This is a genomic window from Myxococcus sp. CA033, from assembly GCF_013336625.1.
GTDB classification, from domain to species: domain Bacteria; phylum Myxococcota; class Myxococcia; order Myxococcales; family Myxococcaceae; genus Myxococcus; species Myxococcus llanfairpwllgwyngyllgogerychwyrndrobwllllantysiliogogogochensis.
In genome coordinates, this window is sequence record NZ_JABUMU010000026.1 from 67,616 (window position 1) to 86,429 (window position 18,814).

Here is an 18,814-nt window from a genome sequence, read left to right on the forward strand (position 1 = left end):
TGGAGCGCTGACAGGCGCTGCTTCATGAGGCGGCGCCCACCGGCCGGTCCGAGCGCCCGGAGCACGCTCGTGACTCACCACCGTCGGCGAACGGTCGCCTTGGGGCCGGTCACCAGGCTCGCCGCGGGCACGTCGTCGACGACGACCGCCCCGGCCGCGACCACCGCGTCGCGCCCGATACGGACCCCGGGCATGATGGTCGCGCCCGCGCCAATCCACACGTTCTCCGCGACGTCGATGGGTGCGCCCGTGAGGTACAGCCGCCGCTCGCCCGGGTCGACCGGATGGCTGACGGTGATGAACGTGGCCTTCGGGCCGACCATCACACCTTCGCCCAGCCGGATGCCGGCGTAGTCGAGGAACGTGCAGCCCTGATTGATGAACACGCGCTCGGAAAGCTCCAGCCGCAGGCCGTGGTCCGTGTAGAAGGGCGGATAGATTGTCACCCTCCCCGGGAGCGGCCGGCCCAGGATCTGCTCGAACAGCGCGGCCTTGCCCGCCTCGTCCTCGAAAGGCAGGACGTTGAGGCGCGACGTCAGCTCGGTGACCCGTCGCACCCGCTCGCTCATCGCCGTGAACTCAGGTCCGAGAGCCCTCTCCCCCTTCGCCAGGGACTCACGGCTGTGGATGCGCATGAGACGGTCAATGGGCATCCCACGAGCTTCTCTCGACCCCACACCCAGGTCCAGCGCTGAAACATTCCTTGGGAGTGCGTCAAGAAGGCGCGGGCACCTGCCTGGCGATATCGATGATCGCGGCGCGCACGAAGGCGCACGCCTCGTCCTCATCCAGCGCCGCGGGCCACAGCAGGTCCATGCCACCAGCGGGGTGCGCGAAGGGGAAGCGCGCGCTGCGAAGGTGCGGCCGCTGCCGCAGGACATGCGCCGCGAAGACATCGGGCAGGGTCGCTACCAACGGGCTTCCGTCAACGATGGCGCCTATCGCGCTGAAGCTCGCGACCGAGCAGCGGACGCGTCGCTCGACGCCGAACCGGTCCTCGACCGTGCCGCGCAGGTCGCCGTTGAAGGAGACGATGACGTGCTCCTGCGCGAGATACGCGCGCTTGCCAGGTCGCGCGCCGAGGTTCACGTGGCGCGGGTCGAACAGGCAGACGAAATGGCCGCGGATGAGCGGCGTGCGCAGAATGGCTTGCGGCAGCTTGTCGATGACCGTGGCCGCGAGGTCGACGCGACGGGTCGCCAGCGCCTCGACCACCGTGCGGAACTGGACCGGCGTGCAGACGAGCCGCATGTTGGGCGCGTCGCGACCGAGCCGGCGCAGCAGCGGCGGCAACAGCCATTCGTCCGCGTAATCGGCGAGTCCGACGCGGATGATCCTCTCGCTCTTGCGTGGGTCAAAGCGCGCCGGTGCGAGCGAGGCCTGGAGCATCGCCTCGAGCAGAGGACGGACCTCGGTCACGAGACGTGCGGCACGGCTCGTCAGAATCGCGCCGCGACCGTGGCGCACGAGCATCGGCGTTTCCAGCGACTCGCTGAGCCGGGAGAGCGCCGCGCTCACCGCCGACTGCGTGAGGTAGAGCCGCGCGGCCGCCTTCGTGACGGAGCCCGCGTCGGCGACGGCGACGAGCACGCGCAGCAGGTTGAGGTCGAGATTCCTGGCACGAACAACGTTCATGATTGGCATGCATGCTATTTGCTAGTGTGAATCGGGGCCAGCGTTAGATTTACGCCCATGACGAACACAGACAGACTCGGCGGTCGATTCACGTTCCCCGGCACATCGCTCACGGTGCACCGCATGGGCTACGGCGCCATGCAGCTCGCGGGCCCGCACGTCTGGGGACCGCCGAGCCATCCCGAAGCGGCCGCGGCGGTACTCCGCGAGGCGATTGCGCTCGGCATTGACCACATCGACACGAGCGACGCCTACGGGCCCCACGTCACGAATCAGCTCATTCACGCCACGTTGCATCCGTATCCCAAGAACGTCGTGCTCGTGTCGAAGGTGGGTGGGCGGCGTGGCGCGGACAGGTCGTGGCTCCCGGCGCTATCGCCCGCGGAGCTCCGCTCGGGCCTCCAGGACAACCTGCGCAACCTCGGGCTCGACGCAATTGACGTCGTGAACCTGCGCATGATGAGCATGACGCCCACGGAGGGCCCTCTCGACAAGGAACTCGCCGTCCTCATCGAGCTCAAGCGAGAGGGGCTCGTTCGACACATCGGCCTCAGCAACGTGACGGCGCGCCAGGTCGAGCAGGCGCAAGCGCTCACCGAAATCGTGTGCGTGCAGAACCACTACAACCTGGCGCATCGAGGAGACGACGCGCTCATCGACGCGCTGGCGAAGCAGGGCATCGCCTACGTGCCGTTCTTCCCGCTCGGCGGCTTCACGCCGCTCCAGTCCTCGACGCTGTCGGAAGTGTCGAACGAACTGGGCGCGACGCCGATGCAGGTCGCACTCGCGTGGCTGCTGCACCGCGCGCCGAACATCCTGCTCATCCCGGGCACGTCGTCGGTCGCGCATCTGCGCGAGAACGTGGCCGCGGCATCACTCGTGCTGCCGGAGAAGAGCATCACCGCGCTCGACGGAATCGCGCGTTGACAGTGACCTGCGCCGGCTCCGGCCACCACGGGGGCAGGCCGTGAAGAAGCGTCGGCTCAGCGTCGACCCGGCGGAAGCGCGTCTCCGGGAGGGGGTCCACCTGCCCTCCGGGAGAGGTCGCAGTCCTCGGGACAGTCGCAGCGGGTCTCCCGCGCGTCACATACGCCGTCGCCACAGCGGCGACAGACGGGCTGGGCCGCTGTGCCGAGCCGCGAGTCACACGTTCCCTCCTTCGACACGACACCGCAGCGAGGGAGCAACCCGGGACAGCAGGCCAGGGGGCCCGCGATGGCTCCTTCTCCGGCACACGCCTCCTCGCCGCTCCACGCAGAGCAGAAGCGGGTGCCATCACAGTAGGCCGCCTCCCGGCAGTGCTGGGGAAACTCCCCGCATCGCTCCACGGGCAATCCCTCACACCACACATCCGGGCGCGACTCCCAAGGCAGCCACTCCGTCAGCTCAGCCGGCACACCGCCCCAGAGCACCACGGCGCCAACGGCGCTCCCCACGAGCATCATGAGCACGACCACGAGGAGGTGGTGCCCGGGAGGTTGCGCGGTTCGCCCCGAGCGAGCAGAGACGTGAGCGCCGCCGCGTCCCTGGAGGAGACGGCCTTCATCACCGCCGATTCCTCGACCTCATCGCCGGGGACCGGCTCCGGCGCCCGGGCACATCCCTGAGCGAGCAGCACCCCCGCGATGATGGCCAGCAGGCCCAGGACTCCACGGAGCCCCACGCCCCACGTCTGACATTCAGGAGCCATGACTCCCATTCAACCCAGAGCCCCCCTGGATGGGAAGCCGGCGCCACCCCAAGGCTTCCGAGAGACAGCGCTCACGGAAGCCCGGGATGTGGGGCCGCTACCGGAAGTTGGGCAGCACCCACAGGTTGTAGCTGTTGGCGGTGAGGGTGAGGCTGACGAAGTACGTCCCCGGTTCGGGGTCGATGATGGTGCAGGTCGAGTTCGGACTCGGGAAGGGATATGCGCAGTCCCGCTCCGTCGCCGTCGGCGGCGCATCCTTGCGCACCGCGAGGCTCAGGTTCCCGTAGTAGGAGCCCGACTCGCCCGTGGTCCGATAGCCTGTCGTCACCGTGAAGTAGTCGACGCCCTCGGGAACGACAATCTTGTAGGTGCGCACCACGCCCTCGGAGCCGCTGACTCCGTAGAAGTAGTCCTGGTTGAGCAGCAGCGGGGCCTGGTCCAGACGGGGGCCATGGAAGGCCCCGACACGGACGTGGCTGAAGGACGTGGTGGCGCTCAGCACGCGGGCATACCAGGGACCCTCGGCGGGATTTTCGAGGGTGCAGCGCACGGAGCCCTTGGCCAGGTAGGCGCAGCGCGGGCTCGCGGCGGTGGGCAGGGTGCCACGCTCGACGCGGACATCGAAATGCTCATATGTCGATGTCGTGTCGTAGCGCAGCTCGAACGAATACATGGCCGCGTTGGCGGGCACGTCCAGGTGGAAGTATTGCGTCTTGCCCGCGTCGAACTGGAGGTTGGTCGCGGGGATGCCATTGGCGAGCGGCGTCACCGTGTCCGCCTGGAAGTAGCCGCCCGTGAGGGTGACGAACTCGTACGCCTCCGTCCCCGTCAACGTGACGAACCACGTCCCCGGCTGCGGATTGGCGAACGTGCACTGCTTCAGGTTGCCCGGGCCCGTCGTCGCGCAGTCCAGCGTGGCGCCGTCCACGGCGCGGCCACCCCGATTCACCTTCAGGTTCACGCTCCCCGTCCCAGTCTCGGTGGCGAACCACAGCGTGGCCTGGCCGGGAGGCACCTCCAGCTTCCACTGCTTCTGCGAATACTTCGGCCCCTTCTGTCCCGACAGGGAGACATGGGAGGTCAGCGCGGGAAGATGCTCGCCCGGCGTCATCGCGTAGGAAGCGCGCAGGACGGGCACCGATGCGCCCACCTGGTCCCGCACCGCCACGTACCAGGTGCCGGGCTGCGGGTTGGTGATGGCGCAGGTCTCCTCGTTGCCAGGACTGTTCGTGGAGGCGCAGTCGTAGGCACTCGGGTCGGCCAGCGCGCCGTGTTTCACATACAGGTCCGCGTTGCCGGTGCCCGAGTAGGGAGCGCCCGACAACTGGAAGAGCAGGTCCGTCGCGCCCACGGGCACTTCGAGCCGCCAGTGCCTCGTCGCGCCCTTCGCGCCGTTGAACGGCCACTCCTGGATGTCATTGGCCAGGGGCCGCACGTCTCGTCCCGTCGTCGTGAAGCGGACCGCGCCTTCGAAGCCCTCCGTCGTCGGGCCGGTGGAGCTGTAGATGCCGCCCTGAACGGTGAGGTACCAGGTGCCGGGGGCGGGGTTGGGGATGTCGCAGATGGAGGCGGGCCCGCAGTCGAAGAAGACGCTGGCCGGGGAGGCCTCGTGCCGCAGCCACTGATAGGCATACGCCGCCTTGGGCGTGCGGCGGGCATTGAGCAGCTCGGTGAGCAGGTAGGCCTGGCCCTCTGGCACCTGGATGCGGAACGTCTGGAAGGACTTGGACGCGCCGGCGACGGGCACGGGGACGCCATCCACGAGGTCGGAGGTGGGCCCCCGCTCCAGGTGCTGCCAGTAGAACGACTCGGACGTCTGGGGGTAGTCCGACGGGAACTCCAGCAGGGCGAACCAGTCCCCGGGCTGGGGCGAGGGGATGCTGCATTCCTGCCGGACATGGCCCGGCTTCACGGATGCGCAGTCGTAGTCAGAGGACGTCGGCAGACGGCCCTGGCGCACGTACAGCTTCGCCTCGGAGTTGCCCCCCGTGTAGGCGTTGAGGCCCGTGCTTCCGACGGGGACCTCCAGCTTGAAGTAGCGCCGGGGCGGCCAGTTGTTGACGGTGGCGCCGTAGCCCAGGTCCTGCGTCGTCTCGGGCGCGGTGTAGTCCGCGGTCAGCGTGGCGTCCGAGTACGTCGAGCTTCCCTCCAGCCGGATGTACCAGGTGCCGCCCTCCGGACGCTCGATGTCGCAGTAGCCCGAGCAGTCGTAGCTGGTGGACGTGGGCGCGGAGCCCCGCTTCGCGTGGAGCCACGTCTTGCCCGTGCCGACCGTGGTCGAGACCCTGAGCCGCGTCTGGTTGGGCGGAACCTGGAACACGAACATCCGGTCCTCGGTGGGGCGGCCCGCGATGCCCGTCCGGGGCTCGCCCTTGCGCAGCTCCTCGGGCGGAGGTGGCTCGGCCGCGGTGTACTCGGCGGTGAACGAGACGCCCTGGTAGTAGGAGCCGGACTCGGGCCAGAAGAACCACGTGCCCGGCTGCGGGTTCTCGATGATGCAGGGCCAGTTGAACAAGCTCGCGCACTCGGCGGTCGTGGTCGTCGGGATGCCGCCCAGCCTCGCGTAGGCGTGGGGGAAGCCCGTGCCGCCGGTGCCCCAGAAGGCCAGGCGCTTCTGCCCCGGGGGGACTTCCAGCGAGTAGTAGAGGTAGTCCCGGGCTCCCGCGGTGACGGGGCCTGTCGGCTGGCCGTTCTGCAGGGCCGTGGTCTCGATGCGACCGCCGTAGGTGCCCACGAGGTCCAGCCCCGTGAAGGAGGAGTCGGGGATGATGTGGACGTACCACGGGCCCGCCTGGGGCTTGTCGAACTGGCATTGCTCCGGGCCCGTGCCGAACTCGGAGCAGTCGTACACACCGCCCGCGGGCTCACTGCCATGGCGGACATACATCCAGTACCGGCCGCTGAAGATGTAGGAGACCTCGATGGTGAGGCTGCCCGTGTCGGGGGGTACGTCGAGGCGGTAGACGAACGGACCGCCATCGCGGCTGTTGAGCTCGACGGGCACGGCATTGGTGAGCGGCAGCCCGATGGGGCCACCTCCCGTCGTGGTCACCAGCAGCGTCGCGCCGCTGAACGCCGAATAGCCGTAGAGGAGGATGTGGTAGGTGCCGGCCTGCGGGTTCGTCACCGAGCAGCTCTCCGTGTTCGTGCCCCCCCGGGAGACGCAGGCGTAGGTCGCGGTCGACGGGGCGCTCGCGCGCTTCAGGTAGAGGTCCGCGTCCCCCGTGCCGCCCGCGAGGTCGACCTTGAGGAGGCTCTGTCCGGTGGGGACCTTCACCGTGAAGTAGAGCGAGCCCCCCTTGGCCCCGGTGATGTTGGCCTGGGGCTGGCCGACGGAAATCAGCGTGGGGACCGCGACGGCCGCGCCCAGCAGGCTCACGTTGCTGAAGGTCGCGGCGCCGCGAACCAGGAGGTACCACGTGCCCACCTTGGGGTAGCTCACCGAGCAGCCCTCCGTGGTGCCGACGACGCGGGAGCGGCAGTCGTAGGTGGCCAGCGTCGGCGCGCTGCCGTGGCGCAGGTAGAGGTCCACGTCGCCCGTGCCGCCAGAGGTGGTCACCTCCAGGGAGGACTGCTGGGCGGGGACCTCCATCGTATAGAGGAGCCAGTCGCCCACGGCCCCTGCGACCTTCACCACCTGATTGTCCGCGAGCACCTTGGCGACGCCGGTGCCCGTGCCAAGGGGAGAATAGGTTCCGGTGAGGCTCAGCCCGGAGAAGGCGCTGGTGGCCTTGAGGAGGACGTACCACGTGCCCGAAGACAGCCGGCTGGCCACGGTGCAGCTTCCCGTGCTGCCCGAGGTCGTCGAGCTGCATTGGGCATTGGCGGGCGTGGGGGTGCTCCCAAAGTAGACGTACATGTCCGCGTTGCCGCTCGCTCCGGACATGGTGAACGTCACCCCGTTCTGGTTGGCCGGGACGTCCAGCGTGTAGAGGAGCTCCGCGCCGGTGGCGGCGGAGAGGCCGGTGACGGGCTGGCCGGTGACCAGCGTGCCGTTGACCAGGGCCTGGGCCTCACGCTCGGTGGAGGAAGGGATATCCGCGGTCGGTGCGTCGACCGGTTCGGGCGCACAGGCGCCCAGCAGGAGCAGCGCTCCCGCGAGCAAGGAGAAGAGATGGCGACGATGCACGGAATCCTCGTGTCGTGAATGAAGGGCTCGCCGCGACGCCGGCCTGTCGCTCGATGCCAACCTTCAAACGCAACCCTGTGTCATTTGTCGCATCGAGTGCGCATGGCGCTCCGCGACGCACGCGACGCAAGACGTAGGGTGGCATGCCCGGGCGCGACGGCTGTGCCTGCCAAACGCCGACGTGGACTCCGGCGAGCCCGCTCAGCAGGAGCGCTCCGAGGTAGACCTCCTCCGAGTGCCTGTTCGGGCCTCCTGGCCGCGTCAATCGCTGAAAACGATGGGGGCGCGCAGGACCTGTTCCTCCGCCCCACGTTCTCTTGTTCCTACTTGCTCACCGCGATGGACTTCCGGAAGAGCGACAGGCTGTAGACGAAGAAGCCGATGCCCACCCCGGCCACCATCAGGAACTGGCGCCAGACGGCATCCAGCCCTCCGCCGCGGTAGATGATGACCTGCGAGAAGCTGACGAAGTGCCGGGCCGGCAGGAGGTACGTGATGTACTGGAGCCACTTCGGCTGGCTCTCGACGGGCGTGCTTCCGCCCGACAGCAGCATCAGCACGAGGACCACGAGGATGATCAGCAGCGCGAACTGCGCCATGGACCGTGAGATGGTCCCCAGGAAGATGCCGAGCGCGGTGGCGAAGAAGAGGTAGAGCACGACACCGCAGAACCAGAGCGTCACCGAACCGGCGAACGGCACCTTCAGCACCAGGTGCACCACGAAGAGGAGCGAGGCCGCCGTCGCCACGAGAATCACGAGGCCGTTCGCCCAGATCTTCGCCATGGCGATTTCGAACGCGGTCAGCGGCATCACCAGCAGGTGCTCCAGCGTCCCGTGCTCGCGCTCGCGGATGACCGCGGCGCCCGTGAGCACGACGGTCAGCAGGGTGATTTGATTGATGATGGCCACCACGCTCTTGAACCACGACGACACCCCGTTGGGGTTGAAGAGCTTTCGGATGACCAGGTTGATGGGCTTGGGCCCCGTCTCCTCCGTGCGCTGGAGGAAGGAGTGGATGCGGTCCGTGAGGATGTTCTGGATGTAGCCGGCGCCGATGCCCGCCTGCTGCATGGCGGTCGCGTCGATGTTCACCTGGATGTCCGGGGTGCGGCCCGCGCGCAGGTCGTGCTCGAAGCGCGGCGGAATCACGACGACGAACAGGAACCGGCCCCGGTCCATGGCCGGCTGGATGTCGTCGGCGGAGATGAGCTCGGGCAACATGAAGCGGGGGGGATAGAAGGCGTTGAACAGCTCCTTGGACAGCAATGAGCCGTCTTCATCCACGAAGGCAATCGAGGCGTTGTTCACCTCGCTCGAGGTGCCCGTCGCCTGGACATAGATGGCCAGGGTGAATGCATAGATGACGAAGATGACCATCACCGCGTCGCTCAGCAGGCTGCGAATCTCCTTGAGCCCGAGCCACAGGATGTTGAGCAGCGAGTTCATCCCTATTTCTCCTGCTTCCGCAGGCCGATGAAGCTGATGGCCAGGAGGACGGGGATGCAGGCGGCCAGGAAGAGGACGTCGCGCAGCATGAGGCCGGCTCCCAGTCCCTTCGTGTAGGCGCCCAGGCTGGCGTGCATGTAATAGGTCGCCGGCCAGATGGACCCGATGACGCCCGCGCCGCCCTGCAGCGTGGAGACGGGCTGCAGCAGGCCGGAGAACTGGATGGTCGGAACAATGGTCAGGATGGCCGTGACGAAGACGGCCGCGACCTGGCTGTTGGTGAACGTCGAGGTCACCATCCCGAGGCCTGTCGTCGCCATGACGTAGAACAGCGTGCAGAGCATCAGCATCAGGAAGCTGCCCTTGATGGGCACGCGGAAGACCACCAGTGTCAGGGCGGTGAGGATGAGGAAGTTGGCCATGCCGATGACGACGTAGGGCAACTGCTTGCCGAGCAGGTACTCCAGCCGCCCGGTGGGCGTGACGTAGAAGTTGATGATCGACCCCAGCTCCTTCTCGCGCACGATGCTGACCGTCATGAGGATGGCGGGTATCAGCAGCAGCAGCAGCGCCGGGACGCTCGGAACGATGGAGTAGATGCTCTTGAACGTCGGGTTGTACATGAAGCGCTCTTCGATGTTGGCCGTGTACTTCGGGGGCCCCGCGGGATTGAGACCGCTCGCGGGGTCCACCAGCAGCCGGTTGTGCACTCCCTGGACGTATTGCTGGACGGTGTCGCCGCGGAAGGTCATGGCGCCATCCACCTGGGCCAGGACCTCGGGCCCGGAGCCCCGGCGGAGGTCCCGGCTGAAGTCGGGCGGTATCTCCAGCAACACCGAGATGTCATCCGATTGCAGCCGCCGCAGGGCCTCGTCCGCGGATTCGGCGGGCGGAGTCGGCGTGAAATAGGGCTTCGCCCCCGAGAACTGCTCCAGGTACGCACGGCTTTCAGTCGACTGGTCGAGGTCCAGCGCGGCGAAGCGGATGTTCTCGACGTCGGTGGTGATGCCGAAGCCGAAGACGAGCATCAACAGCGCCGAGCCGATGAAGGCAAAGGCCAGGCGGATACGGTCGCGGCGAATCTGCACCGCCTCGTTGTGGGCGTACGCAAGCAGCCGGCCGAGTCCCAGTTGGAAGGCGCTCTGCTTGGATGGGGCCGGAGGGGGCGCGGGCGCGGGCGCCTCGGGAGCGGGGGCCGCGGCCGCGCCCTTGCCTTCGGCGCGGGCCGCGTCGGCGATGGCGTCCTCCATGTAGGCGATGAAGGCCGTCTCCAGGCTGTCGGCCTTCTGGGCCTCGATGAGCTTCTGGGGCGTGTCACACGCCAGCACCCTCCCCGCGTTCATGAGCGAGATGCGGTCGCAGCGCATCCCCTCGTTCATGAAGTGCGTCGTCACGAAGATGGTGACGCCCTGCTTCCGCGAGAGGTCGATGAGCAGCTCCCAGAAGCTGTCCCGGGCGACCGGGTCCACACCCGACGTGGGCTCGTCCAGGATGAGGATCTGCGGCCCGTGCAGGACGGCGACCGCCAGCGAGAGCCGCTGGCGCAACCCCATCGGCAGCGCCTCGGCCAGCGAATCCACGTGCGCGCCGAGGTCGAAGCGCTCGACGAGTTCCTGGATGCGCGCCTTCGCCTGCTCTGGTGGCAGGTGATAGAGGCGGGCATGCAGGACCAGGTTCTGCTGCACGGTGAGCTCGCCATAGAGCGAGAAGGCCTGCGTCATGTAGCCAAGACGCTTGCGCACCTCCATGCTCCCGGCCTCGACGGAGCCGCCGAAGAGCTTCGCCGTCCCTTCCGTGGGAGGCAGCAGCCCGGTCAGCATCTTCATGGTGGTGGACTTGCCGCAGCCGTTGGAGCCCAGGAAGCCGAAAATCTCTCCGCGCTCAATCGACAACGTGACGTGGTCGACGGCGGTGAAGGTGCCGAAGCGCCGCGTGAGCCCGTGCGCCTCGATGGCCAGCTCCGCGTTGCCCGGAGGCCGGGGCGGGATGGTGAGCACCACGTGGCCCTTGCGCTTCTCCTCGGGCAGCAGCGCGATGAAGCACTGCTCGAGGTTGCTCGTGCCCGAGCGCTCCATCAGCTCCGCGGGCGTCCCGGTCGCCAGCACGCGGCCCTCGTCCATGGCGACGAGCCAGTCCCACTGCTGTGCCTCGTCCATGTAGGCCGTGGAGATGATGACGCTCATCCCCGAGCGCCCGGCGCGAATCTCGTCGATGAGCTTCCAGAACTGCCGTCGGGAGAGCGGGTCGACGCCGGTGGTGGGCTCGTCGAGGATGAGCAGGTCCGGGTCATGCACCAGCGCGCCGCAGAGCCCCACCTTCTGCTTCATGCCGCCGGAGAGCTTGCCGGCCGGGCGCGCCGCGAACTTTCCCAGCCCCGTCGCCGCCAGGAGCTGCGGGACACGGACCTTGCGCTCCTCCGGTGACAGGCCGAAGAGCCGGGCCATGAAGTCGACGTTGTCGTAGACGCTGAGCTCCAGGTAGAGGTTCTTGCCCAGCCCCTGAGGCATGTAGGCGATGCGCGGCCCCACCTCGCGGCGGTGCCGGGCGTCGGCGATGTCGCCGCCCAGCACCGTCACCCTCCCCTCCTGCAGCTTCTTGGAGCCGGCGACCAGGGCCATCAGCGTCGACTTGCCCACGCCATCGGGCCCGATGATGCCCACCATGATGCCGGAGGGAAAGTCGAGCGAGATGCCGTCGAGCGCGACGACCTTGCCGTAGCGGTGTGTCACGTCCTGGAGCGAGACGACGGGGCCGCTCGAGAGCCCGCCCGGCGAATCTGGCGACGCGGATGAGTTCATGGCGGAGCCCTCACCGGTCGCCTGGCTAGGGAATGACGGCGCCTGCCCCGATGACCTTCTGCAGTGGGGCCGGCCACGATGCGGAAGGAGTCAGCTTGACGTAACCGACGCCGCGAATTCCCGTCTTGATGCGCTCGACATAGCGGGCGGCCAGCTCCTTGGGGATTTGAATCTTCACCCGGAACATCAGCTTCTCCCGCTCGCTCTTCGTCTCCACCTGCTTGGGCGTGAACTGCGCCTCCGGGGACACGAAGCTGACATACCCGGCGACGGCACGTTCGGGCTCGGTGTCGACCTGGATGCGCGCCTCGGAGCCGATCTTCACGCGGGCGGCCTCGTTGGCGGGGAGGAAGATCTCCATATAGACGTCTTCCAGGTTGACCAGGGTCAGCGCCGGTCCTCCGGGCGCGAGCACCTCGCCCGGCTCGGCGAGGCGATAGAGGACTCTTCCCGTCACCGGAGACGTGAGCGTCGCGTCGGTGATGCGCGTCTGAATCGTCGCCGCGTTGGCGCGCGCGACTTCAATCTCATCCATGGAGGTCTTCAGCATGGCCTCCGCTTCCAACAAACCAGCCCGGGTCGTCTCCAGCTTGCTCTCGCGGACGTCCAGGTCCCGCTGCGAGCCAGCGCCATCCTTCACCAGCCGCCTCGCGCGCTCGACCTCGATGGTGGCGAGCTCGATTTCACTCCGCTGCTTGACGATGCCCGCCTTGGCCACCGCCAGGTGTTCTTCCGTGGCGGCGATGTTCGCGTTGGCCTCCGCGAGGTTGGCCTCCAGCGTGGAGGTGTCCAACTGCACCAGCACCTGGCCCGGCCTGACGAGGTCACCCTCGTTCACGCGGATCTGCCCCACCCGAAGGGGCTCCTTGGCGGCGACGTCGACGAGCTTCGCCTCGATGCGTCCGTTGCCCGAGACAATCCCTTCCGGCAGCTCGGATTTCTTTCCCTTCCAATATCGGAAGCCAATGAATGCGGCGATCGCAATGGCGACCAGCCCGATGATCCACTTGGCCTTTCCCTTCGGGACAGTCTTGGACATGGCGGGCTTTCTATTGCTTCCCCTGGGGAGGGTTCTCCGAGACCTCGGGCTTCCGGGGCGTGGACACCACGTTGCCCCAGTCGGTCCGCTTCTCCATTTCGCTCCGGACGCGCTCGGGGACCACCGGCACCCCCTGTCGCACCTCCCAGCCTCCGCCCAGCGCCTTGTAGAGGGAGACCAGATTCGTGGCGATGGCGGAGCTCGCCTGGGCCCGGTTGTTCTGCTGCACGAGGAGCGAGCGTTGCGCGTCCAGCACGCGCTGGAAGTCCACGGCGCCTTCCCGGTACTGCACCATGGAGAGCTCCACCGACCGCTGGGCCGCCTTCACGGCGGCCTCCTCGAATGACAGGGCTTTATGAGACTGAACGAAGCCCACCAGGGCGTCCGTGACCTCCTGGGCCGCCTTGAGCACCGTGTTCTGATAGTTGATGAGCAGTTGCTGGAACCGCGCATCCTGGACACGCACCCCGTTCTTCAGGCGGCCATAGTTGAGGAAGGGCCAGACGATGCGCGGGCCGAAGCTGTAGGCCAGGCTGTGGATGGAGGCGAGGTTGCCGAAGGTGCCGCCGGCGCTGCTCGCCTCGAGCCCGACGGAGCCCACGAGCGTGAAGCTCGGATAGAGTTCCGCCTTGGCGATGCCGATGCGGGAGCACTGCGCGGCGGCGGACAGCTCCGCGCTGCGGACGTCCGGACGCCGCCGCAGAATCTCCGCCGGCATGCCGACAGCCACCGTCGCGGGCGCCACCGGAATCTGCTTGGGCCCCGCCAGCAACGCCTCCAGGGCCCCCGGGGGCCGGCCCAGGAGCGCGCTCAAGGCATTGAAGGACTGTTCCAACCCAATCTCCAGCTGAGGGAGGGAGGCCCGGGTGCTCTCCAACAGCGTCGCCGCCTGGACCACGTCCAGCTCCGAGGTCGCGCCGTTGCTGAAGCGCGACTGGGCGATGTTCAGCCCTTCCTCCTGAATCCTGATGTTCTGCTCGGCCTGAGCCATGAGCACCTCGAAGGTGCGAATCGAGACATACGTCCGCGCGACCTCGGCGGTGAGCGCGACGATGGCGGATTGGTAGTCCGCGGCCGATGCGAGCAGGCCCGCGGTTCCCGACTCCACGCCCCGCCGGTACTTTCCCCAGAAATCCAGCTCCCAGAGGGCGTCGAAACCCACGGCATAGTTCAGGAAGTCGCGGTCGAACCCGAGCCTGGAGAGATTGGCCGCGTTCTCGCTGAGCCCCACCCCGGTGACGTTGCCGGTGGCCACCTGCACCTGTGGATACTGCTGGCCCGTGAGGATGCCCAACTGGGCGCGGGCTTCCACGATGCGCAGCCCCGCGACCTGCAGCGGCAAGTTCTGCTGGTAGGCCTGCTCGACCAGGCGATCGAGTGTCGGATCGCCGAACGCCTTCCACCACTCGGCGTCAACCACGGGCTGCGTCGTGATTCGCGGTTCGCCTTGGGTGTTCCACTCTTGAGGAACCGCGGCGACAGGCCTCGTGAATTCGGGGCCCACCGAGCAGCCGGAGAGCGCCGAAAGGACGCAGAGCAGCGGTAACGCGCTGCCCATGGGTGAAAGCCCTCGGGGTACCTCCTGTCTGGTACTGCCCAATTCCCGCATTCCGAGCACCCCGTGACGAGGAAGAGTCGCCATGGTCCAGGGCAAGCGTGAGCGGGACTTGAGCGCGATGTGGGTGTCGTTGTCGCGACACCGGTCCATCTTCGGCGCGGCGGGAATGGTTGACCCGGTGTCCTCAGACGCCCGCGGTCGGTTTCCCAGGTGGCGTGCCGTCGGAGCCGTCTTGCTCGAGGAGGGCGGCTGGGTCCGTCACGACGATGTCCGCGCCGCAGCGGCGAAGCTCGGCGGCCCGCCCCCGGCGGTCGACGCCTACGACATAGCCGAAATGGCCCGCACGCGCCGCTGAGACGCCCGCGGGTGCGTCCGCGAAGACAACCACTTCCCCGGAGCCGACACCGAGGGCCTGGACCGCCGTGAGATAGACATCGCCGGGCGGCGTGCCCTCGACCCGCGCATCGAAGAGGTCCGCGAGGCCGGAGGACTGGAGCACCTCGGTGGAGTGCCCGAGTTCGGAGACGACCGCGAGCCGCAGGCGGTCAGCGCGCGCCGCCTGGACGTAGCGGACCGCGCCCTCATACGGTTCCACGTGCTCGTGCTGGAGCATCTCGACCAGGAGCTCGCCATGACGGTCGGTCAGCGCGCGCACCGTATTCTCCGGCAGCTCGATGTCACGAGCGGCGAGGAACGCGCGGATGCCATCCAGGGGCAACATGCCGTCGAAGTGACGGCTGTAGTCGCGGATCAGGTCGAAGGGGATGAAGGGTTGCCCCGACGCTCGCGCCCGTCTCCGCAGGTAGTAGTCACACAGGTTCTTCCAGGCCCTCGCCTGGAGGCTCGCGGTCTGGGTGAGGACATCATCGAGGCCGAAGAGGCAGGCGCGCGCGCGGGGAGGCAGCCCCAGCCGCGTCCGTGCGAGGGGCGGCTGGCCCAGGATGAAGGTCTCGACCGCATGGGCGAAGCCCTCCTCGTCGTTGGTGCGAGTCACGTGGCGTGCGGAGCGTCGGACGTCGTCGCTGGCGTTGCCCATGGCGATGCCAAGCCCGGCGGCCTTCAGCATGGGGAGGTCATTGGGCATGTCGCCGATGGCCGCGATCTGGTCCAGGGGAAGCTGGAGAATGCGTGCGGCCTCGCGTACGACCATGCCCTTGTTCGCTTCGGGGTGCGTGACGTCGAGGTAATAGGGCGTCGAGCGCATGGCGGACGCCTCGGTGCCCAGTCGACCGGCGAGCTCCGCCTCGCAGCGCTCGACGCGTGCCCGGTCCTCACTCACTCCGACGATCTTGATGGGCTCGTCGAGCACGGCGGACAGGTCCTGGACGACGGTCGGGTCGAACCCGAGGTTGTTCCTCTCGCGCGCCACGCGGAACGCCTCGGCATCGCGGAGGAACCAATCGGCGCCTTGATACACCCAGACATCGAGGCCCGCTCGCAACAGGTGGTCGATGGCCTGCCTGGCGACGGCGAGGGGAAGCGTTCGCTGCGCCAACGTGGTCGTCAGGTCGGGCTGGACGTACACACCGCCGTTGAAGGCAGCCAGGGGGGCGGTGAGCTTCAGTGCCGCGACCACCCCCGCCATCCCACGCGGCGGCCGTCCGCTCGTGACGGTGAACTGGATGCCCCTGGAACGCAGTCGGGCGACAGCCTCGCGGGTCCGCTCGGTGAGGACCTTGTCCTGTGTCACCATCGTTCCGTCGATGTCCGCGATGAGCAACCTGATCGCCATGGCCGTCTCCCGTGCTCGACCCGCTCCCCGACGCAACCGCGGGCAGGGGGGGCCACCAGAAGAAGGTAGCCCCGCGGCACATCCGCTGCCTCGCGGGTAGCTCTCCGGCTCTCCCCTCCTCGGTGGCTCTGCGGGCCGGCCCATTGCCGACCGGTGACCCGCCGATTGCTGGTGCCTCGGGGCGCGCTCAGGCTACTTCGGACCAAGGGGAGTTCTCGAAGTGACGTCAAAGGCGAAGCGGGCACCGCCCGGACAGCGGTGCCGCCAGCCGACATCAAGGCAAACCAGACCTGAGATCAGATTCTGCATTTCTGCATTGAGGAGTGACGTGTCATGGCACATCCAGTGACGACCAAGGGGGCGGGGACGCAGATGCCGTTGTCCGCCAGGGGAGCAGCCGCCAGGGAGCAGTCCAGGGATGGCCCACTCGCCGCCAGCGAGGTGGAGTTGATGAACGCGTACTGGCGTGCGTGCAACTACCTCTCGGTGGGGATGATCTACCTCCAGGACAACCCGCTGCTGCGGAGGCCCCTGGTGCCGGAGGACGTGAAACATCGACTCCTCGGCCATTGGGGAGCAAGCCCCGCGCTCTCGTTCGCATGGGTCCATCTGAACCGGCTCATCGTCAAACACGACCTGGACGTGCTCTTCGTGGCCGGGCCGGGCCATGGCGCCCCTGGCGTGCTCGGGCCGACGTATCTCGAGGGGACCTACTCCGAGGTGTACCCGGACAAGAGCATGAACGAGGAGGGGATGCGGAGGTTCTTCAAGCAATTCTCCTTCCCGGGTGCCATCGGCAGCCACGTCACTCCGGAGACGCCAGGGTCCATCCATGAAGGCGGCGAGCTTGGCTACAGCCTCTCTCACGCATACGGCATGGCCTTCGACAATCCCGACCTCGTCGTCGCCTGCGTCGTGGGTGACGGTGAAGCAGAGACGGGCCCCCTCGCGACGGCCTGGCACTCGAACAAGTTCCTCAATCCCGTGCGCGACGGCGCCGTGCTGCCGATCCTGAACCTCAACGGGTACAAGATCGCCAACCCGACCATCCTCGCCCGCATCAGCCGGGAAGAGCTCGAGGCCCTGTTCGTGGGCTACGGCTACAAGCCCTATTTCGTCGAAGGCAGCGACCCGACCCGGATGCACCAGAAGATGGCGGAGACCCTGGAGCACGCCGTCGAGGAGATTCGAGACGCTCAAAGAGCGGCACGGCGGTCGAACACCCCGACACGTCCACGCTGGCCCATGATCATCCTGCGCGCGCCCAAGGGATGGACCGGCCCGAAGGAGCTCGGCGGGCACAAGCTGGAAGGGTCCTGGCGCTCACACCAGGTCCCATTCTCCGACGCGCGGCAGAACCCGGCGCACTTGAAGGTCCTCGAGGATTGGATGCGCAGCTACCGGCCCGAGGAGCTGTTTGATGCGCGCGGAACCCTGATTCCAGAGCTCCAGGCACTCTCACCCAAGGGGCCCCGGCGAATGGGCGCGAACCCACACGCCAATGGCGGTGTGCTTCGCAAGGACCTCAAGCTCCCCGACTTCCGTGACTATGCGGTGAAGGTGGAGTCGCGGGGCACGTCGTTGCATGAGAACACGAAGCCCCTGGGCGAGTTCCTGCGCGACGTGATGCGAGGCAACCCGACGAACTTCCGCGTCTTCGGTCCGGACGAGACGGCGTCGAACCGGCTCCAGGCCCTCTACGAGGCGAGCAAGAAGACCTGGATGGCGGACCTGTTGCCAGAGGACGCCGACGGCGGCGAGCTCGCGCGTGACGGCCGTGTCATGGAGATGCTGTCGGAGCACACGTTGCTCGGCTGGCTCGAGGGGTATCTGCTCACGGGACGCCACGGCCTCTTCCACACGTACGAGGCGTTCGCCCACGTCATCGATTCCATGTTCAACCAGCACGCCAAGTGGTTGGACGTCAGCAAGAACCACGTGAGGTGGAGGGCGCCCGTCGCCTCGGAGAACATCCTGCTGTCTTCGACTGTATGGCGCCAGGACCACAACGGGTTCTCACATCAGGACCCGGGGTTCATCGACCTGGTGACCAACAAGTCCGCATCAGTCACACGCATCTATCTGCCTCCGGACGCCAACACGTTGCTGGTGGTGGCGGACCAGTGTCTGCGCAGCACCGACTGCATCAACGTCATCGTCGCCGACAAGCAGAAGCACCTGCAGTTCACCACCATGGAGGAGGCCATCGCCCATTGCGCCAAGGGCCTGGGCATCTGGCGGAGGGCCAGCACGGACGCCGACGTGGAGCCGGACGTCGTCATGGCTAGCTGCGGCGACGTCGCCACGCAGGAGGCGCTGGCCGCCACCGCCATCCTGCGCCAGCGCGTGCCGGACTTGAAGCTGCGGTTCATCAACGTCGTCGACCTGTTCAAGCTCCAGTCGGCGGCGGACCATCCGCACGGGTCGACCGAGCGAGAACTCGAGGGACTCTTCACACCGGACAAGCCCATCATCTTCAGCTTCCACGGGTATGCGTCCCTCATCCACAAGCTCGCCTATCGCTTCAAGAATCAGGAGAACCTTCACGTTCACGGCTACAAGGAGAGAGGCAACATCAACACGCCGTTCGAACTGGCGATGCTGAACGAGACATCTCGTTTCCATCTGGTCATCGACGTCATCGACCGCGTGCCGAAGCTGAGCGCGAAGGCGGGGCACCTGAAGGAGGAGATGAGGACCGCGATCGTCGACAATACGGCCTACGCGCACGAGCATGGCAGGGATCGTCCTGAGATCGCCAATTGGACCTGGCAGGACTGAGGTT

11 protein-coding genes are annotated in these 18,814 nt (G+C 67.4%); 2 read left to right on the forward strand and 9 right to left on the reverse strand.

Annotated elements, in window-relative coordinates:
- Positions 1-74: 74 nt before the first annotated feature.
- On the reverse strand, positions 75-653 hold the full coding sequence (locus tag HUA78_RS38155; protein WP_174478427.1) for a DapH/DapD/GlmU-related protein: 579 nt from the start codon (positions 651-653) through the stop codon (positions 75-77).
- A gap of 61 nt (positions 654-714) precedes the next feature.
- Positions 715-1,644: a LysR family transcriptional regulator gene (locus HUA78_RS38160; RefSeq protein WP_246137109.1), complete on the reverse strand. Its 930-nt coding sequence runs from the start codon at positions 1,642-1,644 to the stop codon at positions 715-717.
- 48 nt (positions 1,645-1,692) lie between these two features.
- On the opposite strand from HUA78_RS38160, the gene HUA78_RS38165 reads away from it, so the two are divergent.
- Positions 1,693-2,562, forward strand: coding sequence for an aldo/keto reductase family oxidoreductase (locus tag HUA78_RS38165; RefSeq protein WP_174458711.1), 870 nt, complete (start codon positions 1,693-1,695; stop codon positions 2,560-2,562).
- Between the two features lie 514 nt (positions 2,563-3,076).
- On the opposite strand, the gene HUA78_RS38170 is transcribed toward HUA78_RS38165, so the two are convergent.
- The 7 genes from HUA78_RS38170 to HUA78_RS38200 form a co-directional block, all read right to left on the reverse strand.
- Positions 3,077-3,325, reverse strand: coding sequence for a hypothetical protein (locus HUA78_RS38170; RefSeq protein ID WP_174478428.1), 249 nt, complete (start codon positions 3,323-3,325; stop codon positions 3,077-3,079).
- A 97-nt stretch (positions 3,326-3,422) separates the two neighbouring features.
- A complete protein-coding gene (locus tag HUA78_RS38175; RefSeq protein ID WP_174478429.1) occupies positions 3,423-7,454 on the reverse strand; it encodes a PPC domain-containing protein in 4,032 nt (1,343 codons plus the stop codon).
- Positions 7,455-7,777: 323 nt separating this feature from the next.
- Complete coding sequence (locus HUA78_RS38180) at positions 7,778-8,902, reverse strand: ABC transporter permease (protein ID WP_174458714.1); 1,125 nt, start codon at positions 8,900-8,902, stop codon at positions 7,778-7,780.
- A gap of 2 nt (positions 8,903-8,904) precedes the next feature.
- Complete coding sequence (gene rbbA / locus HUA78_RS38185) at positions 8,905-11,700, reverse strand: ribosome-associated ATPase/putative transporter RbbA (protein WP_174458715.1); 2,796 nt, start codon at positions 11,698-11,700, stop codon at positions 8,905-8,907.
- Between the two features lie 25 nt (positions 11,701-11,725).
- Positions 11,726-12,739: an HlyD family secretion protein gene (locus HUA78_RS38190; RefSeq protein WP_174464093.1), complete on the reverse strand. Its 1,014-nt coding sequence runs from the start codon at positions 12,737-12,739 to the stop codon at positions 11,726-11,728.
- Positions 12,740-12,749: 10 nt separating this feature from the next.
- A complete protein-coding gene (locus HUA78_RS38195) occupies positions 12,750-14,447 on the reverse strand; it encodes an efflux transporter outer membrane subunit (protein ID WP_371745759.1) in 1,698 nt (565 codons plus the stop codon).
- 34 nt (positions 14,448-14,481) lie between these two features.
- Positions 14,482-16,029 (reverse strand): Cof-type HAD-IIB family hydrolase, encoded by a 1,548-nt coding sequence (locus tag HUA78_RS38200; protein ID WP_174478431.1) that lies wholly within the window; start codon positions 16,027-16,029, stop codon positions 14,482-14,484.
- Between the two features lie 333 nt (positions 16,030-16,362).
- On the opposite strand from HUA78_RS38200, the gene HUA78_RS38205 reads away from it, so the two are divergent.
- Entirely contained in the window at positions 16,363-18,810 is a 2,448-nt protein-coding gene (locus HUA78_RS38205; protein ID WP_217440896.1) for a phosphoketolase, read from the forward strand.
- Positions 18,811-18,814 lie beyond the last annotated feature (4 nt).